This window comes from Kitasatospora sp. NPDC101447 (assembly GCF_044767225.1).
Classification (GTDB): Bacteria; Actinomycetota; Actinomycetes; order Streptomycetales; family Streptomycetaceae; genus Kitasatospora.
Genome location: NZ_JBIWNL010000005.1, coordinates 289391 through 312503, shown reverse-complemented (window position 1 = coordinate 312503; position 23113 = coordinate 289391). Strand labels below are relative to the sequence as shown.

21 protein-coding genes are annotated in these 23113 nt (G+C 74.4%); 11 read left to right on the top strand and 10 right to left on the bottom strand.

Annotated elements, in window-relative coordinates; translation table 11 throughout:
* Nucleotides 1-137: 137 nt before the first annotated feature.
* Nucleotides 138-1145: a LysR substrate-binding domain-containing protein gene (locus ACIRST_RS10360; RefSeq protein WP_402801468.1), complete on the top strand. Its 1008-nt coding sequence runs from the start codon at nt 138-140 to the stop codon at nt 1143-1145.
* Nucleotides 1146-1283: 138 nt separating this feature from the next.
* Here ACIRST_RS10360 and ACIRST_RS10355 read toward each other — a convergent pair whose 3' ends face one another.
* Nucleotides 1284-2003, bottom strand: coding sequence for a TetR/AcrR family transcriptional regulator (locus ACIRST_RS10355; protein WP_350520724.1), 720 nt, complete (start codon nt 2001-2003; stop codon nt 1284-1286).
* A 203-nt stretch (nt 2004-2206) separates the two neighbouring features.
* On the opposite strand from ACIRST_RS10355, the gene ACIRST_RS10350 reads away from it, so the two are divergent.
* Nucleotides 2207-2755, top strand: a complete 549-nt coding sequence (locus tag ACIRST_RS10350; protein WP_402801466.1) for a DUF1707 domain-containing protein — start codon at nt 2207-2209, stop codon at nt 2753-2755.
* Nucleotides 2756-2784: 29 nt separating this feature from the next.
* Here ACIRST_RS10350 and ACIRST_RS10345 read toward each other — a convergent pair whose 3' ends face one another.
* The 3 genes from ACIRST_RS10345 to ACIRST_RS10335 all read right to left on the bottom strand — a co-directional run bounded on the left by ACIRST_RS10345 (nt 2785) and on the right by ACIRST_RS10335 (nt 4850).
* On the bottom strand, nt 2785-3723 hold the full coding sequence (locus tag ACIRST_RS10345) for a phosphorothioated DNA-binding restriction endonuclease (RefSeq protein WP_402801463.1): 939 nt from the start codon (nt 3721-3723) through the stop codon (nt 2785-2787).
* A complete protein-coding gene (locus tag ACIRST_RS10340) occupies nt 3720-4217 on the bottom strand; it encodes a protease inhibitor I42 family protein (RefSeq protein WP_350520721.1) in 498 nt (165 codons plus the stop codon). The genes ACIRST_RS10345 and ACIRST_RS10340 overlap by 4 nt, the downstream gene beginning before the upstream one ends.
* Before the next feature lie 144 nt (nt 4218-4361).
* Nucleotides 4362-4850 carry a hypothetical protein gene (locus ACIRST_RS10335; RefSeq protein ID WP_402801460.1) on the bottom strand — a complete coding sequence of 163 codons (489 nt, stop codon included), beginning with the start codon at nt 4848-4850 and terminating at the stop codon, nt 4362-4364.
* A gap of 154 nt (nt 4851-5004) precedes the next feature.
* On the opposite strand from ACIRST_RS10335, the gene ACIRST_RS10330 reads away from it, so the two are divergent.
* Complete coding sequence (locus ACIRST_RS10330; RefSeq protein WP_402801457.1) at nt 5005-5997, top strand: asparaginase; 993 nt, start codon at nt 5005-5007, stop codon at nt 5995-5997.
* 76 nt (nt 5998-6073) lie between these two features.
* Here the strand turns inward: ACIRST_RS10330 and ACIRST_RS10325 are convergent, their stop codons facing one another.
* Together ACIRST_RS10325 and ACIRST_RS10320 are read right to left on the bottom strand one after the other, a co-directional pair.
* Nucleotides 6074-6934, bottom strand: a complete 861-nt coding sequence (locus ACIRST_RS10325) for an NAD(+)/NADH kinase (protein WP_350520718.1) — start codon at nt 6932-6934, stop codon at nt 6074-6076.
* A gap of 94 nt (nt 6935-7028) precedes the next feature.
* A complete protein-coding gene (locus tag ACIRST_RS10320) occupies nt 7029-7907 on the bottom strand; it encodes a universal stress protein (protein WP_402801454.1) in 879 nt (292 codons plus the stop codon).
* A gap of 255 nt (nt 7908-8162) precedes the next feature.
* Between ACIRST_RS10320 and ACIRST_RS10315 the strand changes: the two genes are divergently transcribed.
* Complete coding sequence (locus tag ACIRST_RS10315; protein ID WP_402801655.1) at nt 8163-9848, top strand: GAF domain-containing protein; 1686 nt, start codon at nt 8163-8165, stop codon at nt 9846-9848.
* Nucleotides 9849-10009: 161 nt separating this feature from the next.
* Here ACIRST_RS10315 and ACIRST_RS10310 read toward each other — a convergent pair whose 3' ends face one another.
* The 4 genes from ACIRST_RS10310 to ACIRST_RS10295 all read right to left on the bottom strand — a co-directional run bounded on the left by ACIRST_RS10310 (nt 10010) and on the right by ACIRST_RS10295 (nt 12999).
* Complete coding sequence (locus ACIRST_RS10310; RefSeq protein ID WP_350520716.1) at nt 10010-10393, bottom strand: pyridoxamine 5'-phosphate oxidase family protein; 384 nt, start codon at nt 10391-10393, stop codon at nt 10010-10012.
* 131 nt (nt 10394-10524) lie between these two features.
* Nucleotides 10525-11226, bottom strand: a complete 702-nt coding sequence (locus tag ACIRST_RS10305; RefSeq protein WP_402801453.1) for a response regulator — start codon at nt 11224-11226, stop codon at nt 10525-10527.
* A 174-nt stretch (nt 11227-11400) separates the two neighbouring features.
* On the bottom strand, nt 11401-12048 hold the full coding sequence (locus tag ACIRST_RS10300; RefSeq protein ID WP_402801451.1) for a hypothetical protein: 648 nt from the start codon (nt 12046-12048) through the stop codon (nt 11401-11403).
* Nucleotides 12049-12099: 51 nt separating this feature from the next.
* On the bottom strand, nt 12100-12999 hold the full coding sequence (locus tag ACIRST_RS10295) for a universal stress protein (protein WP_402801448.1): 900 nt from the start codon (nt 12997-12999) through the stop codon (nt 12100-12102).
* A 377-nt stretch (nt 13000-13376) separates the two neighbouring features.
* On the opposite strand from ACIRST_RS10295, the gene ACIRST_RS10290 reads away from it, so the two are divergent.
* The 7 genes from ACIRST_RS10290 to adhE all read left to right on the top strand — a co-directional run bounded on the left by ACIRST_RS10290 (nt 13377) and on the right by adhE (nt 23103).
* Nucleotides 13377-14903, top strand: a complete 1527-nt coding sequence (locus ACIRST_RS10290) for an amino acid permease (RefSeq protein WP_402801447.1) — start codon at nt 13377-13379, stop codon at nt 14901-14903.
* Between the two features lie 17 nt (nt 14904-14920).
* Entirely contained in the window at nt 14921-16144 is a 1224-nt protein-coding gene (locus tag ACIRST_RS10285) for an arginine deiminase (protein ID WP_402801445.1), read from the top strand.
* A 37-nt stretch (nt 16145-16181) separates the two neighbouring features.
* Nucleotides 16182-17186: an ornithine carbamoyltransferase gene (gene argF / locus ACIRST_RS10280; RefSeq protein WP_402801444.1), complete on the top strand. Its 1005-nt coding sequence runs from the start codon at nt 16182-16184 to the stop codon at nt 17184-17186.
* Nucleotides 17187-17188: 2 nt separating this feature from the next.
* Nucleotides 17189-18184, top strand: coding sequence for a carbamate kinase (locus ACIRST_RS10275; protein ID WP_350520709.1), 996 nt, complete (start codon nt 17189-17191; stop codon nt 18182-18184).
* Nucleotides 18185-18211: 27 nt separating this feature from the next.
* Nucleotides 18212-19021, top strand: a complete 810-nt coding sequence (locus ACIRST_RS10270; protein WP_402801443.1) for an HPF/RaiA family ribosome-associated protein — start codon at nt 18212-18214, stop codon at nt 19019-19021.
* 233 nt (nt 19022-19254) lie between these two features.
* A complete protein-coding gene (locus ACIRST_RS10265) occupies nt 19255-20127 on the top strand; it encodes a universal stress protein (RefSeq protein ID WP_402801442.1) in 873 nt (290 codons plus the stop codon).
* Nucleotides 20128-20409: 282 nt separating this feature from the next.
* Entirely contained in the window at nt 20410-23103 is a 2694-nt protein-coding gene (adhE, locus tag ACIRST_RS10260) for a bifunctional acetaldehyde-CoA/alcohol dehydrogenase (RefSeq protein WP_402801653.1), read from the top strand.
* Nucleotides 23104-23113: the final 10 nt, after the last annotated feature.

Here is a 23113-nt window from a genome sequence, read left to right as displayed (position 1 = left end):
GATCGTGGGAAAGTCCTGCTCGCAGGCCCTGCTCGTCGGCCTGCCCACCCATCACAGCCCGTGCGTGCCGCGCCATCAACGCCGAACTCCGGCATGCAGCGATCGGTGATACCGATCGATCGCGCTAGCCTGCTCCCGTGGACAGGATCGAACTGGAAGCATTCGTCGCCGTCGCCGAGGAACTCCACTTCGGCCGCGCCGCCGCGCGCCTGCACCGAGGACAGCCCACCGTCAGCGACGCCGTCAGACGGCTGGAGAGCAGCCTGGGCGGACGGCTGTTCCACCGCACCAGCCGCCGGGTCTCACTCACCGACCTCGGCGAAGCGCTCCTGCCCGACGCCCGCGCCACCCTCGCCCAGCTGCGCCGCTTCCAGCAGCGCGGACGCGCCCTGGCCGCCGGCGACCGGGCCCGCACCACCCTCGTCGTCGCCCATGCCGAGTACACCGGTCACCAGCTGCTGTTGCGCTGCCTGCCGCAACTGCGCGACCGCTTCCCCGATGTGACGATCGTGCCGGAGTCGATGCCGACCACCGCCCAGCTCACCGCCCTGCGGGCGGAGACGATCGGGCTCGGCATCGGCTGGGCGACCGGTGACGTCACCGGCGTCCGCGCGAGGGTGCTGTCCACCGAGCGGTTCGTGGCGCTCGTGCCCGCGGACCACCCCCTCGCCGGGCGCACCGGGCTGAGCACGTCCGACCTGTCCACCACCGACCTGCTCACCTGGCCCCACCAGATCAACAGCGGCCTCTGCGACCGCCTGCTGTCCGCCTTCCGGATCGGCGGTGCCGATCTGCGCATCATCAGGACCGCCGACAGCGTGCACGCCATCGCCGCGCACGTCGCCGCGGGAGCGGGCATCGGCATCACCGTCGAGTCCGCGCTCGACCACCGGCCACCCGGCCTGCGGGTCATCCCCCTCGCCGGCCCGTCGACCACCGTCGACCAGGTCGTCCTCACGCCCGCCGAGCCGTCGGACACCGCCACGGCCCTGCGCGACCTGCTGCTGCAGGCCTCGACGGAGGTCCCGTCCGCCGGCGCAGGTGCCGGCGCCGTGGCCGGCGACAGCGACAGCGATGGCGGCGGCGGTGCCAGCGGTGGCCTCGTGGACGAACGGTCCGGGTGCCGCACGCCTGGTCACGGATGATCACCTGCCCTACGCTGGGGGCCCTTGATCGAATCGAGGGGGATGACGTGTCTCAGGTGACGCAGGGCGTGGCGCCGGCCGGGCCGCCGACGGCGGGCGGGGGCGACTGGTAGAACCCCGCCCGCCGTGGGCGTGGGGTCAGGGTGACGGGAGGGCGGCGGCCACGCAGTCGAGGACGCGCGCCAGCCCGTACCGGAACTGGTCGTCCCGGCTCAGGCGCGGCTGGCGCGCCTCCAGTGCGATCTTGCTGAAGATCGGGTACTCCCCGCTCTCCAGCAGCTGCTGGATGTACGGGTGGCTGCGTGCCGCCCACTCGGACTCGCTGAGGCCGCTGCGGCGGAGCTCCTCGGCCTGGCTGACCTCGTCGCGGACGGCGCCCTCGACGTAGCCGTTCAGCACAGCCATCAGGCCGAGGTTCTCGTCGATGGGCAGGTGGGCGTCGAGCACGCCCACCACCCGTTCGATCAGGAGCAGTTGGTGGGGGCCGAGACCGGGGAGCGACCGGTTCACGGTGGCGATCCACGGGTGCCGGAGCCACATGGCCCGCAGTCCGTCGGCGTAGCGTGTCAGATCCGCCCGCCAGTCGCCGGAGGGCATGCCCTCGACGTCGATCTCGCCCATCAGCCGGTCGGCCATGAGCTGGATCAGGTCGTCCCGGCTCGGGACGTAACGGTAGAGCGACATCGCGCCCGCGCCGATCTCGGTGGCGATCCGCCGCATCGTGGCGGCCTCCAGCCCCTCGGTGTCGGCGATCCGGACCGCGGCCTCGGTGATCTGCGCACGGCTGTAGGTCGGTTTCGGTCCGCGGGCCGGGCGCTCGGGCCGCATCCAGATGTTCGTGTACTCGGCGTCGGTCACCGCTGCACCCCCTGCTTGCGTACACAGTACCCAGTGGCCGCTCCCCGTGCTAGCGTGGTCGCCATGACCGCGTACAGCGTACTCAGTCGAGATGTCGTGGTGGATCCGGTCGCAGCCGCCCGGAGGCTGCACGGTCCTGCTCCGCAGCCTGCCCGTGCCCCTGCCCCTGCCCCTGCCCGTGCGCACGGGCGCAGGGGGCGGTGATGGCCGGGCCCGGCGGACCGGACCACCGGCCGCCGCCGGTCGGCGAGGACGACCGCGACCGGGCGGTCGAGCGGCTGCACGAGGCGTACGGCGAAGGGCGGCTCTCGGACGAGGAGCTGGACGAACGCCTCCACGAGGTGCTGACCGCCACGACGGGCGCCGAGCTCCGGTCGGCCCTGGCCTCGCTCCCGGAGGAGCGCGCGGGTGCGGCGTCCACGATCGCCGCCGTCAGCGGGCGGATCCGCCGACGCGGCGCATGGCGGGTGCCCCGGACCCTCACGGTCGCGTCCGCGCTCGGCAGCGTGCACCTGGACCTCTCCCGGGCGGTCATCGACCACCCGGTGGTCGACATCGAGCTGCAACTCGGCACCGGCAACGCCAGGATCACCGTCCCGCGCGACGCGGTCGTCGACATCGAGGGTCTGCAGACCGGCTGGCGGCAAGCGCTCCACAAGGCCCGGCGGCGTGCCCGCCCCGGCGGACCGAGGATCCGGATCTCGGGGTTCACGGGGCTCGGGCGCTTGACGATCCGTCATGCGTGGCGCTGAAGCGCCCGTCGGTCACGCCGTCCTGTCCCTCAGCCGGTGTGCGCCGCCTCCGCGGGCGGGCGGGGCGCGCCGTGGAACACCTGCCGTACGTGCCACTGCCGGTGCCGGGCCGCGACCGGCGGGTTCCCGGGCTGCGGCCCGATGACGGGGCGTCCGGAGAGCGCGAGCACGTGCCGGCGGCTGGCCTCGCTGCGGCCGACGAAGCGCTGGGACACCAGGATGCGGTGGTCCTCCCCCAGGCCGAGGACGCCCCTGTCGAAGAGCTTGTGGTGCAGTGAGCACAGGCACAGGCCGTTGTCGACCTCGTCCGGCCCGTCGTGCGACCACCAGCGGACGTGCGCCGCCTCCAGCCCGACCGTGATCGCGCCGAGGGCCCCGTCGTAACCGCAGAACGCGCAGCGGAACTCGTAGGCGGTGAGCACGAGTTCACGCATCCGCCGGTCCCGCTGCCGCCGGGCCGCGGGGTCGGCTGCGCCGGGGTCGGCTGCGCCCACGAAGCCGGTCCCGGCCCGCTCCAGGTCGAGGCCGACGGCCTCGCAGAGGTCGGCGTGCAGGGACACCGGGAAGTGGGCGTCCAGCACCACCCTGGCCATCCGGCCCAGCAGGGACGGCTCCTCGGCGAGCGCGGCCCGCAGCCCCGGCGCCAGCCTGCCGGTGGCGCCGCTCGCGCGGAGGACGCCGACGCCGCTCCCGGGGCTTCCCGGGCCCCGGTCGGTCCGGACCTCCCAGACACCGTCGCTGACGAGGTGGTGGAACGGGTAGGCGGGCGTCGTCGGATGCGACGGCCCGTACTCGGCGAGCAGCCGCTTCAGCTCACCCTCGACCGCGCTGAAGCGCAGCTCGCCGTCGGCGTCCTGCTGGTGGCTGCCGAGGGCGTAGAGCAGCAGCAGCGGCTTGTGCGGAGCGCGGACGCCGTTGTTCGTCCAGCGCCGCAGCCCCGCCGCGCGGTCGAGCCAGTCGGTGCTCACCGGACCGTCACCGTGTAGGTGTCGTGCACGACCCGCTTCCGGTCCTCGTCGCCGAGGGCCGGGCGGTGGCAGAGTCCGCGGTAGCAGTCGAGGAGCGTGACGGCGGTGGTCCCGCGGCCCTTGGCCTCGAAGGTGTAGTAGCGGGTGCCGCCGGCGCCGTCCGCGGTCCTCGCCTCCTCGGGGAGGTCGACGCGCTCGTCGACCTCGACCGCCACGGCGGCGTCCGGCCGAGGGGCCTCGATGCTCCAGGAGTCGCCGGCCGAGGCGTTGTCCCGGACGGCGATCGAGAACCGCTGGCCGACGGCGAGGCTCACTGCGCGTTCGTCCGCGCGCAGCACCCGGCCGCGGTCGGGCCCGTCCGACCCGCAGGCCGTCAGGGCCGCCGCCAGGACGACCGACAGCGCCACCGCCCGCAGCGGGGTCCGCCCCCGCCCTCGGGCCCGCCCCTCGGCCGCGCCGCCTGTCCGGACCGCGTGGCCGGAACCGTCCGCCATGATCCCCCCGTCCCCCGTGTGCTGCCCGTGCGCCGTCCGCGCGGCGGCGTCGGGGCACTCTACGGACCGGTTCGAGGCCGGATCAATCCGTCCGGCCTCCGGTACGGCTTCCCGTCAGGCCTCCGGTACGGCAGGGACGCTCGTTCAGCGGGACGGGAACGACGACAGTCCGTGCTCCCACGCGTCGGCGGCCTGCAGCAACTCGTCGTTGCTGCAGGCGACTTCGACGGCGTACTGGTAGATGTCCGGAGCGTCGTCGGCGTCCCACCGCTGCCACGGCGGTGCCGCCTCCAGGGACAGGTGGACGCGCACCAGCGACCGCCCGTCGAGGCTGCCGGCCAGGCTGAAGGCCAGGTTCGGCTCCAGGAACGACAGGCTCGGCGACAGGTCGCCCTCCTCGTCGGGCTCGGCCACGGCCACCCTGCCCGCGGCGACCGCGCGCAGCCAGGACGACAGTTCGCGGCCTTCGGAGGTCAGCAGGGCGGGATCCTGGAACGACCATCCGCCGGCGGGGGTCGTCACCCTGCCCTCGACGACGAGCCAGTTGTCGTCGAACGGGTCGCCGCTCGTCGCGGGGAACTGGTAGCGCAGCGGGCGCAGTTCGACGCTGGTTCCATGACGTGCCAGGAGCATCGTCACAGCATGCCACGAGCCGGTAGATTGCCCCCGGCCACCCGGCCACCCGGCCACCCGGCCACCCGGACACCCGGCGGTCATTCGAACCTCGGGAGAGCCGGGCACTCGAACACCCGGTCACCCGGCCGCCCCGACCAAGGAGACGACGGCGTTGGGCACGAAGGCGGTTGCGATCCTCTCCCTCGGCGGCACCATCGCCATGACCGCCGATCCGGCCACCGGCGGCGTCGTGCCGGCCCTGTCCGCCCACGACCTCCTCGCCGCCGTCCCCGCCCTGCAGAGCCTCGACGTCGAGCTGCGGGTCCACGACTTCCGGCGCCTGCCCAGCGCCTCCCTCGGCTTCGACGACCTGAGCGCGCTCGCGGGCGCCCTGGCCGACGCCTTCCGGTCAGGCTGCGACGGCGCGGTGGTCACCCAGGGCACCGACACCATCGAGGAAACCGCCTACCTGCTGGACCTGCTGCACCCGGGCGAGCAGCCGATCGTGGTCACCGGGGCGATGCGCAACCCCACCCTGCCCGGTGCGGACGGCCCGGCGAACATCCACGCAGCCGTCGTCGCCGCCGCGGCGCCCGAGCTGCGCGGCGCCGGCGCGGTGGTCGTCCTCGGCGACGAGATCCACGCCGCCCGCACCGTCCGCAAGTCCCACACCACCAGCCCCGCCGCGTTCACCTCCCCGGCGACCGGGCCCCTCGGCCGCCTCTACGAGGGGCGCGTCCACCTCCACGGCCCGCTCGCCGCGCGTACGACCTTCGCCGGCCCGACGATCCGGCCCGCGGCCCGCGTCGGCCTGTACACCGCGACGCTCGGCGACGACGGTACGCTCCTCGCCGCGATGGCCGAGGCGTGCGACGGGCTCGTCGTCGCCGCGTTCGGAGTCGGCCACGTCCCCGAGGGCTTCGTGGCCGTCCTGGAGCGGGCCGCGGCCCGGATCCCGGTCGTCCTCGCCAGCCGCATCGGCAACGGGCCGGTCCTGGAGGGGACGTACGGCTTCCCCGGCTCGGAGAAGGACCTGCTGGCCCGCGGACTGATCCGGGGCGGCCACCTCGACGCCTACAAGGCCCGCCTGCTCCTGCACGTCCTGCTCGGCCAGGGCCGGAACCGCGACGAGACCGCCGCCGCCTTCGCCCTGGCCGCCCACTGACCCCGGCAGCGGGCTGCGCCACGTGCGCCGCCTCCGCCTCGTACGCCGCCTCCGCCGCCGCTGACGCCCCGGGGAGTCAGTCGTGCTCCGCCGAGCCGGTGAGCCGGAGCTTGCGCTGGGCCCGCTGGTAGAACGTGGTGCGGCCGAGCCGTACGACGCGTGCGGCGGCGGGCAGCATGGTCACCGCGACGTGGTCGCCCGGTACGACACGGCCGACCAGGAGGCCGTCGGCCTCGACGGCGAGGTCCCCGCTGTGCGGCAGGACCTCCAGGTCGAGCCGCTCGCCGCTGGAGAGGAACACCGAGCGGTTGAACGCGGCGTGCGGAGCGACGGGTGTGATCAGCAGCCCCTCCGCGTTGGGGGAGACGATCGGGCCACCGGCGGAGAAGCTGTACGCGGTGGAGCCGGTCGGCGTGGCGGCGACGACCGCGTCGGCGGTGTAGTCCACGAAGGGCTCGCCCTGGACCCGCACGGCGACCGCCGCGGACCTGTGGCCCGGGCTGCGCAGCAGCACGACGTCATTGAGCGCTGTCTCCCGGGTGGTCCCGAAGCTGGCGTGGACGCCGGAACGGACTTCCACGGTGAACCGCTGGGCGTCGATGGCGTCCAGTGCGGCGGGCAGTTCCGGTATGTCGACCTCGGCGAGGAAGCCCAGGCGTCCGACGTTGACGCCCAGGACCGGCGCGTGGCCCCCGGTCGCGAGCCGCATGGCGCGCAGCATGGTGCCGTCCCCGCCGAGGCTGATCAGCAGGTCGGCGCTCGTGGCCAGCTCCTCGGTCCCGACCGGAATGGCCTCGCAGCCGATCCTGGCCACCTCCGCCGCCAGCCCCAGCACCTTCGTCCCCCGGGCCCGGCTCCAATGGACCACGGCCTCGACGGTGGGCGCGCAGGTGCGCTCGGGGTGGAGGACCAGCCCCACCGTGCCGATGAATCCCATCCGGGGCACCTCGATGTCGGCCGGGAGCGTTGCTCCCTCCAGTCATGCACAGCCGGTCGCCACCTTCAAGGGCACGCGGGCCCGTGCGACCGGCTCAGTGGTGGGGTACGACGGCGACGGGGCCGTGGGCGTGGTGGAGCACGGACTGGGCCACCGGGCCCAGCCGGGGCCCGGCCATCGGGTGCCTGGGGGAGCGCCGGCCGAGGACCACCAGCGAGGCGGTGCGGGACGCCTCGACGAGCATTCTGCTCGCGCTCCAGGCGCACACCTCCGCCTCGGTACGGACGTCGGGGAACTCGTCCTGCCAGCGCTCCAGGGTGTCCTGCAGCCGGGCCCGTTCGGCGGCAGCCAGGGACTGCCCGATGTGCCACCGGTCCACCGGTGCCTCCGTGGCGGACGGGCCGCGGAAGGTGTCCCGGCTCTCCATCACCCGCAGGGCGGCGCCGGTGTCGGCGGCGTGCCGGAAGGCGAAGGCGAGCACCGGGTCGCACGGCCGGTCGCCCTCGACGCCCACGACGACGGGTCCGGGCGTCGCGGCCGGCCCGTCCGCCTCGGCTCCGCCGTCCGATCCGGCGCGGACCAGGACCACCGGGCAGTCCGCGCGGGCGGCGGCGCGCAGGCTGACGGAGCCGATCAGGAGGTCGGCGAAGCCGCCCTTCCCGCGCGAGCCCAGCACCAGCACCGGGGCCCGGCGGGCGGTGGCGGTCAGCGCGTACGCCGGGTTCCCGGGGACGATCTCGCAGGAGACGGCCAGCCCGGGCAGCTCGGCCGCGATGCGGTCCCGGATCGCGGCTACCGGGCCCGGCAGCGTGCTGTCGCCGCCGAGGTCGCGGTCGAGCGCGTCCACCTCGCCGCCGGCGACCAGGACCATCCGCAGCGCGCGCCCGTTCCGCCGGGCCTCGCGGGCGGCCCACTCGGCCGCCGCCGCACTCTCGGTCGAGCCGTCGATCCCCACCACCACGCCGTGCGACATCGCTGAGACCTCCCTGGTCGGCGGAGGGCCGCGGCACTCGTGGGCGCGGTCCCGTCCGGCGACCAGACTCCCGCGGGGCCGACGGTCGGTCACAGGGGCCGAGCAGCCCCACCTGGGTACCGAAGGTCCCGGGGCCGGACGGCCGTCTGCGAGAATCAGCCGCGGCTTCGGCAGTGAGGCTTCGGCAGCGCGGCTTCGGCAGTGGGGCTTTGGCGACGAGGAGGGCCCGTGGGCGGCGAGACGGTGCGGTCACGAATGCCGCAGCTGCGGTTGGACGAGCTGCTGGAGGAGCTCCAGGCGCGGATCGACGCGGCCCGGGGCACCCGGGACCGGGTGCACAGCCTGCTGGAGGCGGTGCTGTCGGTCGGCCGGGAGCTGGACCTGACGCAGGTGCTGCGGCGGATCGTGGAGGCTGCCGCCGTCCTGGTGGACGCCCGTTACGCGGCGCTCGGGGTGATCGGGCCGGACGGGGAGACGCTGTCGCAGTTCCTCACGGTGGGCCTGTCCGAGGAGGAGATCGCCCGGATCGGCCCGTACCCGACCGGCCGTGGCCTGCTCGGGGAGCTGATCCACCGCCCGGCGCCGCTGCTGCTGGCCGATCTCTCCGAGCATCCGTCGTCGGTGGGCTGCCCGGCGCACCACCCGGTGATGCGGACCTTCCTGGGCGTGCCGGTGCGCGTGCGCGAGGAGGTCTTCGGCAACCTCTACCTCACCGACAAGCAGGGCGGCGAGGAGTTCGACGCCGACGACGAGGCGGTGATCTCCACCCTGGCCGTGGCCGCCGGGGTGGCGATCGACAACGCCCGCCTGTACGAGGAGGCCCAGCGCCAGCAGCGCTGGCTGAGCGCGAGCGCCGAGATCACGCGCGCCCTGCTGTCCGGCGGTTCCCGGTCCGAGGTGTTCGAGCTGATCGCCCAGCGGGCGAGGGAGATCACCGGCGCGGAGCTGGCCGACGTCTCGGTGCCGACGGCCGGGACCGGAGCGCTCCGCGTGGAGCTGGCGCTCGGCGGCGACGCGGCCGGCCGGGAGGGCCTGGTGGTACCGCTGGAGGGGTCGCTGTCGGGGACGGCCTTCGCCTCGGGGGTGTCGGTGACGACGGTGGATCTGGCCGGTGATCCCCGGCTGTTCGCCGAGCCGCGCCGTTTCGCCGGGCTCGGACCGGCGGTCGCGGTGCCGCTGGGCCGGGCGGAGGGGCAGATCGACGGCGTGCTGCTGCTGGCCAGGGAAGCCGGCCGACCCGAGTTCACCGACGGCGAGACCGGCCCGCTGCTGGGCTTCGCCGACCAGGCCGCGCTCGCCCTGGAGCTGGCGGAACGCCGCCGGGACGTCGAGCAGCTGGCGATGCTGGAGGACCGTGACCGGATCGCCCGGGACCTGCACGACCTGGCCATCCAGCGGCTGTTCGCGACGGGGATGACGCTGCAGAGCGCGGCCCGGGTCATCGACCATCCCGGTGCATCGGACCGGGTGCTGCGTGCGGTGGGGGACCTGGACGAGACCATCAAGATCATCAGGTCGACGATCTTCGGCCTGCGGGCGCGGGAGGAGAAGGGCGGCCAGGGCCTGCGGTCGCGCGTGGTGCGGGTGGCCGAGGCGGCGCCGGCGGCGCTGGGCTTCCCGCCCCGGCTGAGCATGGAGGGCCTGCTGGACACGGACGTGCCCGCGGAGGTGGCCGACCACGTGGTGGCGGTTCTGGGGGAGGCGCTGAGCAACGCGGCCCGGCACGCGCGGGCGGGGCGGATCGAGGTGGTGCTGCAGGCGACCGGGGCGCGGGTGGTGCTCACGGTGCAGGACGACGGGGTGGGCATTCCGGAACAGGGGCGGCGCAGCGGACTGCGCAACCTCGCCGAACGCGCCGAAGCCCTGGGGGGCGTCTTCGAGCTGGCCGCCCCGGCGGCCGGCGGGACCAGGTTGTCCTGGTCGGTGCCGCTGGCACACTGATCCGGCCCTGCGGCGGCGCGTCCGTCGTGCCGTCCGAGGGCCGGAGGCCGGTGGTTCGGCCGTCGTCGGTTCCGCCGGCGTCGAGTCCGTCGGCGTCGGACCGACCAGCGGTGGCCCGGCCGGCGTCGGTCCGATCGGCGATCCGACCGACGTCGGTCCGATCAGCGTTGGACCAGGCGGTTCGGCGGGAACAGGCGGCCGCTCACCAGCTCCGGGAGGATGCGGACGGTGACCGTGCCGGCCGGCCCGGTCGCCGCTCCCTCGGGGGTGACGTCGGCGCGGCCGAGGACGGTCACGCTCCAGCCGGTGCCGTCCGCCGCGTCGAGCTCCCCGGCCTCGAAGGCCACCAGCGCGCCCGCGACCGCTCGGGCCAGCTCGGACCCGGCGGCGGTGCTCAGCAGCACGCTCCCGTCGGCCCCGAGCCGGTACCGGGCGGGTTGGACGGCGGGGAGGGCACCGAGGGTGTAGACGACCCGGCCGACCGAGAGGCCGGCGAGGAGCCGTCGGCACTCTCGCCCGTCCAGCGGGGTGGTGTCAGGTGTCATGGCATCGATGGTGTCGCCGCGGTGGGCGCCGGGGGAGGGGTCGTTGGTCCTCGGAGGGGATGCCGACCGGATCTGATCGGTGGGGTCGGTGCCCCGAGGCGGTCGGTGAGGCAGCGGGTTCAGCGGTCGGTTCAGCGGCCGGTACGAGCCGCGGGCTGCCCGTGGGTGCCGAGGGCCTGGGTGGCGATCAGGGCGGCCTGGACGCGCCGTTCCACGCCGAGCTTGGCCAGCAGGCGGGAGATGTGGTTCTTGACCGTCTTCTCGGCGAGGAAGAGCCGCTGACTGATCTGGCGGTTGGTGAGCCCCTCACCGACCAGGGCGAGCACCTCCCGCTCCCGTTCGGTGAGCTGGGGCAGGCCGGAACTCTGCTCGGTGACGGCGTCGCCGCGCAGGCGGGCCATCAGCCGGGTGGCGGCGCCGGGGTCGAGCATCGACTGGCCGGAGGCGACGGTGCGCACGGCGGAGACCAGGTCGGTGCCGCTGATCTGCTTGAGGACGTATCCGGCGGCCCCGGCCATGATGGCGTCCAGGAGCGCCTCCTCGTCGTCGAACGAGGTGAGGATCAGACAGGCCAGCCCGGGCATGCGGGAGCGCAGTTCGCGACAGACCGTCACGCCGTCGCCGTCCGGCAGCCGCATGTCGAGGACGGCGACGTCGGGGCGCAGCGCGGGGACCCGGGCGAGCGCCTGCTCGACCGTGGCGGCCTCGCCGATCACCCGGAGGTCCGGCTCGGCGTCCAGCAGGTCGTGCACGCCCCGGCGGACCACCTCGTGGTCGTCCAGCAGGAACACCTTCACCGGGCCGCTCGTTCCAGCCGCCGGACTCTCCGTCATCGCCGCTCCAACCCCGTTGGCCCGCCCCGCCGGCGGACCGCGTGACTCTCCGTGGAGTCTGACGCGACCGGGGGCGGTTCCGATAGGGCCCTCCGGCCCTGTTCCGCCCCACGGTGGCCGGCTGTCGGGACCGGGTGCCACGGCCGGGTGCCGTGGCCGGAACGGCCGGACCGGTCAGCCGTGCTCGCCGCCGCGGGGCGCGCGGCCGCTCCAGACGGGCTCCGACCGGGCCCAGCCCAGGGTCCACGCCCGGTCGGCCCGACGGTCGAGGACGCTCAGCCTCGTGCAGAGCACGGCGGAGGCGAGGACGCAGAGCAGGCCGAAGAGGAGCAGGCCCAGGCACAGGGCGTCGGCCACGAGGTCGGCGGTGCTCGACGGTGCGGTGGCGGGGCGGCCGCTGCCGTCGACCCAGATCCCGACGGTGCTGCCGGGCCCGGCGGTCCGGGGGACGTCGATGCTGCCGGTGTTGGACCGGGTGCCCGGGTAGGTCCAGGCCGCGTCGGCGCGGTACACGGCCTTCCCGCCGACGACGGTGGCCTCCGCCCTCCGGACGGAGCCCTGCACCAGGGCGTCGACGCGGTGCAGGCCGGCGGCCGTGGCCGCGGCCTGCCGCTGGCCCGCGGCGAAGTGGGTGACGGCGGCCCCGGCCCCGAGGAGTGCCGCGAGCGCGATCCCGAGGGCGGTGAGCACCACCGCCCGGCTCCGGGCCCGGTCAAGAGCGCGGCTGAGCGGATTGCGCTCCCGGCCGAGGGCCCGGCGCAGGTGGCCGCACGGCGGTGCCGCCGGGCTGTCGGGCCGGGCCGGGCGGTGGGTGCTGGACACGGCGGTGCTCCTTGTCGCTGTTCAGGGGGCGATGGCGAGGCCGTGCACGGCTCAGGTGTGGGGGACGACGACGACCGGGGCGGCGCAGTGGTGCAGGACGGCGTGCGCCACCGGGCCGAGGCGCGGCCCGAGGCGGTGACGGTGCTCCCGCCGCCCGACGACGACGAGGTCCGCACGGGTCGAGGTCGCCTCCAGCAGGGCCCGGGCTCCGCCACCGAGGCGGACCTCCTCGACGATGTCGAGCCCGGGGTGCTCCGCCCTCAGGGCGGTGACGACCGGGGAGATCAGGGCCGCTTCGGTGGCCTCCTGCTCCGTCAGGTCCACCAGGGGCGGCATCAGGCCCCCGTACGCCCAGACGGGCGCCGGGTCCCACCCGTGCACGACGCGCAGCCGGCAGCCGCGCAGCTGCGCCTCGGCCACGGCGAACTCGACGACGGTGTCGTCGGTTCGACGGCCGTCGAGCCCGACCACCACCTCCCGTCCCGCCCCGGCCCCCGTCCCGCCCCCAGTCCCAGCGGGCCGGTCGGCGGGCGCCTGTCCGAGGCGCACCAGCACGGTCGGGACGGTCGCGGCCGCTGCCACCGCGAGCCCCACCGAACCCACGAGGAGGCCGGCGAAGCCGCCGAGCCCGCGGGAGCCGAGCACCAGCAGCTCCTGCCCCTTCGCCGCGGCGAGCAGTCCGTCGACGGGATCCTCCGCGACCACCGCGACCTCCACCGGCAGGCCCGGGTGGTCGTGCCGGATCCGGTCGGCGATCCCACGAAGCGCGTCCGATGCCCTCTGCCGCAGGTCGCCGGGCTGCGAGACGTTCCCGTCCCCGGCGTCGAGCCACGGCCACGCGTGCAGCAGCCGCACCGCGCAGCCCCGGCGCCGGGCCTCCGCGGCCGCCCACAGGGCCGCCGCCTCGCTCTGCGGCGATCCGTCGATTCCGGTCAGGACACAGCGCGTCATGGTGGTCTCCCCCTCGTGGGATCAAGCGTCGGGCCGGGACGGCCGGCGCCCGGCACCATCGAATCTGCCGCCCGGGCACGCGGTGGGAGAAGGGACCGAAGGGACCGGCCGCAGGGCCGGTGGTCCCGGTCGCGGAAGCGTCGGGCCGTGTGCCGCTCGCGGTACTTCCCCGTGTCGACCGCGACGGGCCGGCGCCGGGCTCCGGTGGTCCCGGCCGGGCCCGGGACCACCGGGCGGGCAGGCCGGGACCGCGGGCACGGGGGACAGGGACCGTCGGCCCCTGGGGCGGCGCAGCCCGGCGGATCGAGGATCTTCCTCGTCGAGCGATGGGCAGGTCCGCCCGCCGTGGACTTCCACTCTGACCGAGGAGCACCCTCATGTCCGCATCCGACCACCCGGAGCGAGGGGCCGCCGACGCGGCCCCGGGGCAACGGAGAACCGACACACGCTTCGGATTGCCCGCCGCGACCGCACTGGTCGTCGGCAGCATCATCGGGACCGGGGTGTTCGCCCTGCCGTCCGCGCTCGCACCCTACGGGCCGATCGCCCTGGTGGCGTTCGTCGCCGTGACCGTCGGCGCCCTCGCCCTGGCGGTGGTGTTCGGGCGGCTGTCCGAGCGGGTGCCGGGCAGCGGCGGCCCCTACGTCTACGCCCGGGAGGCGTTCGGCGAGTTCGCCGGGTTCCTGACCGCCTGGTCCTACTGGATCACCGCCTGGGCGGGCAACGCGGCCATCGCGGTGGCCTGGGTCGGTTACGTCGAGGTGTTCGTCGACAAGGGCCACCACACCTGGGCCTCGATCACGATCGCGCTGGCCGGTCTCTGGCTGCCCGCGGCCGTCAACCTGACGGGCGTGCGGAACATCGGGGCCTTCCAGGTGGTCACCACCGTCCTGAAGTTCCTCCCGCTGGGCTTCATGGCGACCGCCGGACTGCTGTTCGTCAAGTCCGGCAACTTCGGGGCCTTCAACGCGAGCGGGGGATCGGCCCTCGGAGCCGTCTCGGCCGCCGGCGCCATCGCCCTGTTCAGCTACATCGGCCTGGAGACCGCCTCGGTCGCCGCCGACCGGGTCCGGGACCCGGAGCGCAACGTGCCCCGGGCGACCGTCTACGGCACGCTGGCCTGCGCCGCGATCTACCTGCTCGGGACGCTGGCCGTCTTCGGCACCGTCCCGCACGGCCGACTCGTCGGCTCCACCGCGCCGTTCACCGACGCGTTCAACACCATCGCGGGCGGTACCTGGGCCGGGAACCTGGTCGCCGCCGCCGCGATCGTCTCCGGCCTCGGGGCCCTCAACGGCTGGACGCTGATCTGTGCCGAGATGCCGCTCGCGGCGGCCCGCGACGGACTGTTCCCGTCCGCCTTCGGCCGTACCCGGGGGCGTGGTGAGGTGCCCGTCTTCGGCATCCTGTCGGCCACCGTGCTCGCGTCGCTGCTCACCGTGGTCAGCTACACGCAGTTCACCCAGGTCTTCACCGAGATCGTGCTGCTCAGCGTCCTGACTGCCGTCATCCCCTACCTGGTGTCCGCGGCCGCGCAGCTGCTCTGGCTGGTGCGGCACGGTCGCGCGGAGCTCGACCGGCGGCGCCTGGGCCGGGACGCCACCGTCACCGTCCTCGCGCTGTCGTTCTCCTACTGGTCGATCCAGGGCAGCGGCTACCAGACCGTCTACTACGGCTTGTTCACCATCCTGCTCGGCATCCCGGTCTACGTCTGGCTCAAGCGGGAGCCGGGCGGGAACGCCACGGCCCCGGCCGCGCCCGCCGACTCCGGTACGGCCCAGCCCGCGGCCCGTACGGCCCAGCCCGCGCCGGGGGCCCGTACGGCCCGCACGGCCCGCACGGCGCACCCCGTCGGCCTGCCGACGCTCATCCTCCGCGCGCTGCGTCCGCGCCACCAGCACTGAGAACGAGGAGCCCACCGATGTCCACCCTGCGTGTCGATTCCGAAGCCGGCCGCCTGCGCCAGGTCGTCCTGCACCGCCCGGGCCTCGAACTCGCCCGGCTCACCCCCCGCAACGTCGACGAGCTGTTGTTCGACGACATCCTGTGGGCCAAGCGCGCCCGCGAGGAGCACGACGCCTTCGCCCAGGTGCTGCGCGACCACGGCGTCCGCGTCCACCACTACGCCGACCTGCTCGGCGAGACCCTCGACCTGCCGCCGGCCCGGGCGTGGCTGCTCGGACAGGTCGTCACCGAGAGCACCGTCGGCCCCGCCCTGGTCGACCCGGTCCGGGCCCTGTGCGAGGACCTGGACGGCCCGACCCTCGCCGAGTACCTGATCGGCGGCGTCCTCAAGGACGACCTGCCGCTGACGCGGCCGCACAGCCTGGTCTGGAGCGCGCTGGGGGAGCAGGACTTCGCCCTGCCGCCGCTTCCCAACCATCTCTTCCCGCGGGACAACTCCTGCTGGATCGGCGGGCGGTACAGCCTCAATCCGATGGCCCGCCCGGCCCGCCGCCGGGAGACCCTGCACACCGCGGCGATCTACCGCTTCCACCCGCTGTTCGCCGAGGCCGCGCCCCCGCTGCTGGACGGCACCGTCCAGGCGCAGGGCAGCACCCTGGAGGGCGGGGACGTCCACGTCCTCGCCGAGGGCGTCGTGATGGTCGGGATGGGCGAGCGCACCACCCCGCAGGCCGTGGAACAGCTGGCCCGGCAGCTGTTCCTGACGAACACCGCGCACCGGCTGGTCGCCGTCCGCCTGCCGGAGAGCCGGGCGTTCATGCACCTGGACACCGTCCTGACCATGATCGACCGGGACGCCTTCGTCCTCTACCCCGGGCTCGCCGACCAGCTGCGCTCCTGGACCCTGACCCCCGCCCCCGAGCGCCCGGCCGGCTTCGACGTCCGCCCCGACACGGACCTCGCCACCTCGCTCGCCGAGGCCCTCGGCCTGGACAAGGTGCGCTTCCTCTCGGCCGAGCAGGACATGCGGGCCGCCGAGCGCGAGCAGTGGGACGACGGGAGCAACTTCCTCGCCCTCGAACCCGGCGTCGTCGTCGGCTACGAGCGCAACACCACCACCAACACCCACCTGCGCAAGCAGGGCGTCGAGATCGTCACGATCGCCGGATCCGAGCTCGGCCGGGGCCGCGGCGGCCCGCGCTGCATGAGCTGCCCCGTCCAGCGCGATCCCGCCAACTGACCACCTCCGATCACTCCCCACGAAGGAGAACGCCGCCATGACCATCGACCTGTCCGGCCGCCACTACCTGGACGAACTCGACTTCACCGCCACCGAGATCCGGCACCTGCTCGACCTCGCCGCCGAGTTGAAGGCCGCGAAGCGGGCCGGCACCGAGAAGCCCCGGCTCGCCGGCCGCCGCCTGGCGCTGATCTTCGAGAAGAACTCCACCCGCACCCGCTGCGCCTTCGAGGTCGCCGCCGCCGACCAGGGCGCCACCACCACCTACCTCGGCCCGGACAGCTCCCACATCGGCCACAAGGAGAGCGTCGCCGACACCGCCCGCGTCCTCGGCCGGATGTACGACGGCATCCAGTACCGCGGCTTCGACCAGGGCACCGTCATCGAACTCGCCCGCCGCGCCGGAGTGCCGGTCTACAACGGCCTCACCGACGCCTGCCACCCCACCCAGAGCCTGTGCGACGTCTTCACGATGCGCGAGCACAGCGGGAAGCCGCTGGAGGAGATCTCCTTCTGCTACCTCGGCGACGCCCGCAACAACACCGCCAACTCGCTGATGGCCATGGGCAGCCTGCTCGGCATGGACGTCCGGATCGCCGCGCCGCGCGCCCTGTGGCCGCAGCCGGAGCGCGTCGCCGCCTGCCGGGCGCTCGCACCGGCGACCGGGGCCCGCCTGACCGTCACCGAGGACGTGACCGAGGCCGTGCGGGACGCCGACTACCTCTACACCGACGTGTGGGTCTCGATGGGCGAGGACCACGACCACTGGCCCGACCGCATCGCCCAGCTGCTGCCGTACCAGGTCAACGCCAAGACCCTCGGCGCCACCGGCAACCCGGACACGGCCTTCCTGCACTGCCTGCCCGCGCTGCACGACACCCGCACCGACCTCGGCGCCAAACTCGCCGCCCGGCACGGCCTGGAGGGGCTCGAAGTCACCGACGAGGTCTTCGAGTCGCCCGCCTCGCTGGTGTTCGACCAGGCCGAGAACCGCATGCACACCATCAAGGCGATCCTGGTCGCCACGCTGGGGAGGGACTGACCGTGCGCATCGTCGCAGCCCTCGGCGGGAACGCCCTGCTCCAACGGGGCGAACACCCGGACGCCGAGGTCCAGTTGCACCACGTCCACCAGGCGGCCCGCTCGCTCGCCGAACTCGTCGAGGCCGGCCACGAGGTGGTGATCACCCACGGCAACGGTCCGCAGATCGGCCTGCTCGCCGTCGAGAGCGAGACCGACCCGGCGCTCACCGCACCGTACCCGCTGGACGTCCTCGGCGCCCAGACCCAGGGCATGATCGGCACCCTGCTCGCCCGGGAACTGATGAACCGGCTTCCCGGGCGGGAGGTCGCCGCCCTCGTCACCCACACCGAGGTCGACCCGGACGACCCGGCGTTCACCCACCCCACCAAGTTCATCGGCCAGCGACTCGACGAGCAGCAGGCCCGGGCCCTGGAGCGCGAGCGCGGCTGGACCACGGCGCAGGACGGCGCGCACCGCCGCCGTGTCGTCCCGTCGCCCGCACCACGGGCGGTGCTCGAAGCGCCCCTCGTCCGCCGCCTGCTGGCCGGCGGAGCGGTGGTGATCTGCGGGGGCGGCGGGGGCGTCCCGGTCGTCCGCGACCGTGACACCGGCCTGCTCCGGGGAACCGAGGCCGTCGTCGACAAGGACCGCACCGCCGCGCTCCTCGCCGAGCAGCTCGACGCCTCCGCCCTGCTGATCCTCACCGACGTCACGCACGTGTTCACCCGCTACGGAACCGCCCACCCCGGCCCGCTGGTGACCACCACGCCCGAGCGCCTGCGCGCGCTGGACCTGCCCGAGGGCTCGATGCGGCCCAAGGCCGAGGCCGCCGCCGCGTTCGCCGAACGGACCGGCGGCCTGGCCGCCATCGGCCCGCTCGACAACGCCCTCGGCACCGTCCTGGGCACCACCGGGACCACCGTCCGCGCCGCCGCGATCGGTGGGGAGTTGGGCCGCACGGCCCTGCCCGCGGGGCGAACGGCCGACGACGGCGCCCTCCGGCACCCGGCAGTCTGAAACCACATCCGAGAGGCAGGACTCCTGATGAACCGTCTGCACACGCCGATCGCCCACGACATCCGGGTCGAGACCCGGGGCGAGGTGTCCCTCGCCGCGCCCGACTACGCCCGGGCGAAGCTGCTGGCCGTCGTCGAACGGCAGCACGAGCCGGTGCTCGCGGCCCGGGTGAAGCTCACCCAGGCGAGCAACCACGTCGTCAAGCCCGCCATCGCCCAGGCCGTGGTGGACCTCAACGGCCGGCCCGTCCGCGCCCACGTGGCGGCCGCGACCATGCAGGAGGCCGTCGACCTGCTCCAGGACCGGCTGACCGCCCGGCTCGCCCGGGTGCACCGGCACCGCGACGCCCACCGCCACCACGCCCCGGCCGGCCGCGCCGCCCGGGACGACGAGGCCGCCCGCGAGCACCGCCCGCACCGGCGCGGCCTGGCACCGGAGGACCGGCGGATCGTGCGGCACAAGACGTACAGCCTGCCCAGCCAGAGCGCCCGGGCCGCCGTGTTCGAGCTGGAGGCCATGGACTACGACTTCCACCTGTTCACCGACGCCGCCTCCGGCTGCGACAGCGTCGTCTACCGCGACGAGCGCGCCGATGGGCACCGTCTGGCCGTCGCCGGACCCGTCGCCGGACCCGTCGCCGGGCCCATCGGCGAGCCGGAGCCGGGACTCAGTGTGAGCACCGCGGCGGTGCCGGAACTGACGGTGCCCGAGGCGGTGGCCAGGTTCGACCTCACCGGACTGCCGTTCGTCTTCTTCGCCGACACCGCCACCGGGCGGGGCAACGTGCTCTACCACCGCTACGACGGCCACTACGGCCTCATCACACCGGCGCGGTGACGCGGTAGCGGCGGCAGGAGCTGCGCCGAGGGCGGGGAGCCGGGGACGGGTGACACCGTCCCCGGCTCCCCGCCGTGCATGCGGCCCCCCCACCGACCCCGCGCCGCCGGGACCTTCGGCGCGGCGGCAGGGCAGCTCGGCCCCTGCCACGGCTGCGGGGCACGACGCGATGCTGTCCCGGACGGCGGGGGCGCGGAACGGCCGCGTCCCGCGGGACCGAGAGAGGACGCGACATGTCGCACTCCGTGGTGGTGGGGATCGACGGCTCGGAGCAGAGCACGGTGGCGGCGGCGTGGGCTGCCGCCGAGGCCGACCGGAGCGGCCGGGCGCTCCGGATGATCCACGTCGGGGGAGCCGAGGACGGCAGGCCGCTGCGGCCGGCGGGGGCGGACGACGGCCTGCCGCCGGAGCTGCTGGCGGTCCGGGACCGCCTCACGGCCGTCCTGCCCGGCCTGGAGCTGTCGTGCGAGCGGATTCCGGGCAGCCCGGTCCACGCGCTCGTGGCGGCCGGCGCGCGGGGCGGGCTGATCGTCCTCGGCTCGCGCGGCCTCGGTGGCTTCACCGGCCTGCTGGTCGGCTCGGTCGGGCTCCGGGTGGCCGCCGACGCGCTCTGCCCGGTCGTGCTCGTCCGGGCGGGCGCGGACGGCGAGTCCGACGGGGCGGGTGGCGCGGCGGGTGACGTGGTGGTGGGCGTCCGGGGCGACCGCCCCTGCGCCGAGGTGCTCGCCTTCGCCTTCGAGCAGGCGGCCCGTCGGGGCGTCACCCTGCGGGTGCTGGAGAGCCGTTCGTTGCCGGCCGGCCCCTACGTGACGCAGGCGCCGGTCGACCAGCGGGAGATCAGGGACTCGCTGGCGGAGGCGGAGCTGGTGCGCCTGGGGGACGCGCTGGCCCGTTGGCGGGACAAGTTCCCCGGGGTGCGGGTGGAGGCCGAGGTGACCGCCCGGCACGCGGGCGGGGCGCTCGTCGACGCCTCCCGGGGAGCCTCGCTCGTCGTGCTGGGGCGGCGGACCCCCGTGCACCAGGCGGGTGTGTCCCGGTTGGGGAGCGTGGCGCACGCCGTCCTGCACCACGCGCTCTGCCCGGTCGCGATCGTCCCGCACGACTGAACCGCACGACTGAACCGCACGACTGAGCCGCCCGGTGGCGGCCTCGGCCCGGACCCTCGAAGGTCCGGGCCGCGGCCGTTCCCCGGTCCCCGACCGGCTGCGCCGGCCGCGCCGGGCGGGCCGGCCACGATCGCAGGTCCGTCCGGGGAAGGGACCTTCGGCCCGGAGGAACGGTCCAACGGCGCTTCTCCGCAAGGGCGTTGCCACGACAGGCTGGAGTTCGGAGGCGCGGACCGGCCACGGATGCGCCCCGACCGGATGACGAACCGAGAGGTGACCACCATGCCCCGCCGCCGCCCCGAGGCCGAGACCACGGACGAGACCGAGGCCCGGACAGGGTCCCCCACCACCGTCAGCACCGTGAACAGCGTCAGCGACGTCAGCACCCCGTCCGCCGTCGACGCACTGGTCGCCTCCGCGCTGGAGGCCCTGCAGGAGTACGCCTCGTTCACCCAGGACCAGGTCGACCACATCGTCAGGAAGGCGTCCCTGGCGGCGCTGGCCCGACACACCGGACTCGCCGTGCTGGCGGTGGAGGAGACCGGGCGCGGGGTGTTCGAGGACAAGGCGGTGAAGAACGTCTTCGCCTGCGAGAACGTCACGCACGTGATGGGGCGCACGAAGACGGTCGGGGTGGTGTACCGGGACGAGATCGACGGGATCGTGGAGATCGCCGAGCCGGTCGGGGTGGTCGCGGGCATCACCCCGGTGACCAATCCGACCTCGACCGTGATCTTCAAGTGCCTGCTGGCGCTGAAGACCCGCAACCCGATCGTCTTCGCCTTCCACCCCGCGGCCCAGAACTGCTCGGCTGAGGCGGCCCGGATCGTGCGGGACGCGGCCGTGGCGGCCGGCGCCCCGGCACACTGCGTCCAGTGGATCGAGGAGCCGTCGATGGCGGCGACCGGCGCGCTGATGAACCACCCGGACGTGGCGACGATCCTGGCCACCGGCGGGAACACGATGGTCCGGGCCGCGTACAGCTGCGGCAAGCCGGCGTTGGGCGTCGGCGCGGGCAACGTCCCGGCGTACGTCGAGAAGAGCGCCGACCCGAAGCGCGCGGTCAACGACATCGTGCTGTCCAAGACCTTCGACAACGGCATGATCTGCGCCTCCGAGCAGGCGGTGATCCTGGACGAGGAGATCCGGGAGGCGGCGCTCGCCGAGTTCCGGAAGCTGAAGGCGCACCACGCGAGCGCCGAGGAGAAGGCGCTGCTGGAGCGGTTCCTGTTCGGCACCGGCGACGGCCGTTCCTGCGCCGGGGACCGGCTGAACGCCGACGTGGTGGGCCGCCCGGCCGCGTGGATCGCCGAGGCGGCGGGCTTCGCGGTACCCGAGGACACCTCGGTGATCCTGGTGGACTGCGAACGGGTCGGGCCGGCGGAGCCGCTGACCCGCGAGAAGCTCTGCCCGGTGCTGGCGGTGCTGAGCGCCGGATCGCGCCGCGAGGGCGTCGAACTGGCCGCGGCGATGGTGGAGTTCAACGGGCTCGGGCACTCGGCGGCGGTGCACACCGAGGACGCGGCGTTCGTGGAGGAGTTCGGGCACGAGGTCAAGGCCTGCCGGATCGTCTGGAACGCGCCGAGCTCGCAGGGCGGCATCGGAGACGTCTACAACGCCTTCACCCCCTCGCTGACCCTGGGCTGCGGCAGCTACGGGCACAACTCGGTGGCGGGGAACGTCTCGGTCCTCAACCTCGTCAACATCAAACGGATCGGGCGGCGCAACACCAACATGCAGTGGTTCAAGGTCCCGCCGAAGATCTATTTCGAGCGCAACTCGGTCAAGTACCTGGCGAGCATGCCGAACGCGCACCGGATCGTCGTCGTCACCGACCACACGATGGTCCGGATCGGGCACCTGGAGCGGATCCGCGGCGTCCTGGACCGTCGCCGGGAGCCGGTCGAGGTGCGGGTGGTCGACTACGTCGAGCCCAACCCGAGCATCGACACGGTGCGCCGCGGCGCCGAGCTGATGCGGGAGTTCGAGCCGGACACGATCATCGCGCTGGGCGGTGGCTCGCCGATGGACGCCGCCAAGGTGATGTGGCTGATGTACGAGCACCCGGAGGTCGAGTTCGCCGACCTGAAGGAGAAGTTCTTCGACATCCGCAAGCGCGCCTTCACCTTCCCCGACCTGGGGGAGAAGGCGAAGCTGGTGTGCATCCCGACCACCTCGGGCACCGGCAGCGAGGTCACCCCGTTCGCGGTGATCACGGACACCGCGACCGGCCAGAAGTACCCGCTCGCCGACTACGCGCTCACCCCGAGCGTGGCGATCGTGGATCCGGCGCTGACCACACGGCTGCCGAAGGACGTCACCGCCGACTCCGGCTTCGACGCCCTCACCCACTGCATCGAGACCTACGTGTCGGTCTACGCCAACGACTTCACCGACGGGCTCGCCCTGCAGGGCATCCGGCTGATCTTCGAGAACCTGGAGCGGGCCGTGGCGGACGGCCCGGAGGACCCGGTGGCCCGCGAGAAGATGCACAACGCCGGGACGATCGCCGGAATGGCCTTCGGCTCGGCCTTCCTCGGCGCGGTGCACGCCATGGCCCACACCCTGGGCGCCACCTTCCACGTCGCCCACGGGCGCACCAATGCCCTCCTGCTGCCGCACGTGATCCGCTGGAACGGCTCCGCCCCGACGAAGGTCACCGGCTGGCCCAAGTACCAGAGCTACCTCGCCCCCGAGCGCTACCAGGCCGTCGCCCGGATGCTCGGCCTCCCGGCCGCCACCCCCGAGCAGGGCGTCGAGTCGCTCGCCGCGGCGGTCGAGGACCTGCGCGACAGGGTCGGCATCCCGCGCTCCTTCAAGGCGGCCGGCGTCGACGAGGAGGCCTTCCTGGCGGCCCTGCCGCACCAGGCGATGAACGCCTACGAGGACCAGTGCGCCCCCGCCAACCCGCGCATGCCGATGCTCGCCGACATGCAGCAGCTGATGCGTCAGGCCTACTACGGCGACCGGTCCTGAGGACCGTCGG

What these genes read in the sequence shown, in the direction of transcription:
- ACIRST_RS10285 (WP_402801445.1), top strand. Translation starts at nt 14,921, where the DNA reads ATGTCCACCCTGCGTGTCGATTCCGAAGCCGGCCGCCTGCGCCAGGTC.
- ACIRST_RS10295 (WP_402801448.1), bottom strand. Translation starts at nt 12,999, where the DNA reads ATGACGCGCTGTGTCCTGACCGGAATCGACGGATCGCCGCAGAGCGAG.
- ACIRST_RS10270 (WP_402801443.1), top strand. Translation starts at nt 18,212, where the DNA reads ATGAACCGTCTGCACACGCCGATCGCCCACGACATCCGGGTCGAGACC.
- ACIRST_RS10350 (WP_402801466.1), top strand. Translation starts at nt 2,207, where the DNA reads ATGGCCGGGCCCGGCGGACCGGACCACCGGCCGCCGCCGGTCGGCGAG.
- adhE (WP_402801653.1), top strand. Translation starts at nt 20,410, where the DNA reads ATGCCCCGCCGCCGCCCCGAGGCCGAGACCACGGACGAGACCGAGGCC.
- argF (WP_402801444.1), top strand. Translation starts at nt 16,182, where the DNA reads ATGACCATCGACCTGTCCGGCCGCCACTACCTGGACGAACTCGACTTC.
- ACIRST_RS10310 (WP_350520716.1), bottom strand. Translation starts at nt 10,393, where the DNA reads ATGACACCTGACACCACCCCGCTGGACGGGCGAGAGTGCCGACGGCTC.
- ACIRST_RS10290 (WP_402801447.1), top strand. Translation starts at nt 13,377, where the DNA reads ATGTCCGCATCCGACCACCCGGAGCGAGGGGCCGCCGACGCGGCCCCG.
- ACIRST_RS10325 (WP_350520718.1), bottom strand. Translation starts at nt 6,934, where the DNA reads ATGGGATTCATCGGCACGGTGGGGCTGGTCCTCCACCCCGAGCGCACC.
- ACIRST_RS10265 (WP_402801442.1), top strand. Translation starts at nt 19,255, where the DNA reads ATGTCGCACTCCGTGGTGGTGGGGATCGACGGCTCGGAGCAGAGCACG.
- ACIRST_RS10305 (WP_402801453.1), bottom strand. Translation starts at nt 11,226, where the DNA reads ATGACGGAGAGTCCGGCGGCTGGAACGAGCGGCCCGGTGAAGGTGTTC.
- ACIRST_RS10340 (WP_350520721.1), bottom strand. Translation starts at nt 4,217, where the DNA reads ATGGCGGACGGTTCCGGCCACGCGGTCCGGACAGGCGGCGCGGCCGAG.
- ACIRST_RS10335 (WP_402801460.1), bottom strand. Translation starts at nt 4,850, where the DNA reads ATGCTCCTGGCACGTCATGGAACCAGCGTCGAACTGCGCCCGCTGCGC.
- ACIRST_RS10320 (WP_402801454.1), bottom strand. Translation starts at nt 7,907, where the DNA reads ATGTCGCACGGCGTGGTGGTGGGGATCGACGGCTCGACCGAGAGTGCG.
- ACIRST_RS10315 (WP_402801655.1), top strand. Translation starts at nt 8,163, where the DNA reads ATGCCGCAGCTGCGGTTGGACGAGCTGCTGGAGGAGCTCCAGGCGCGG.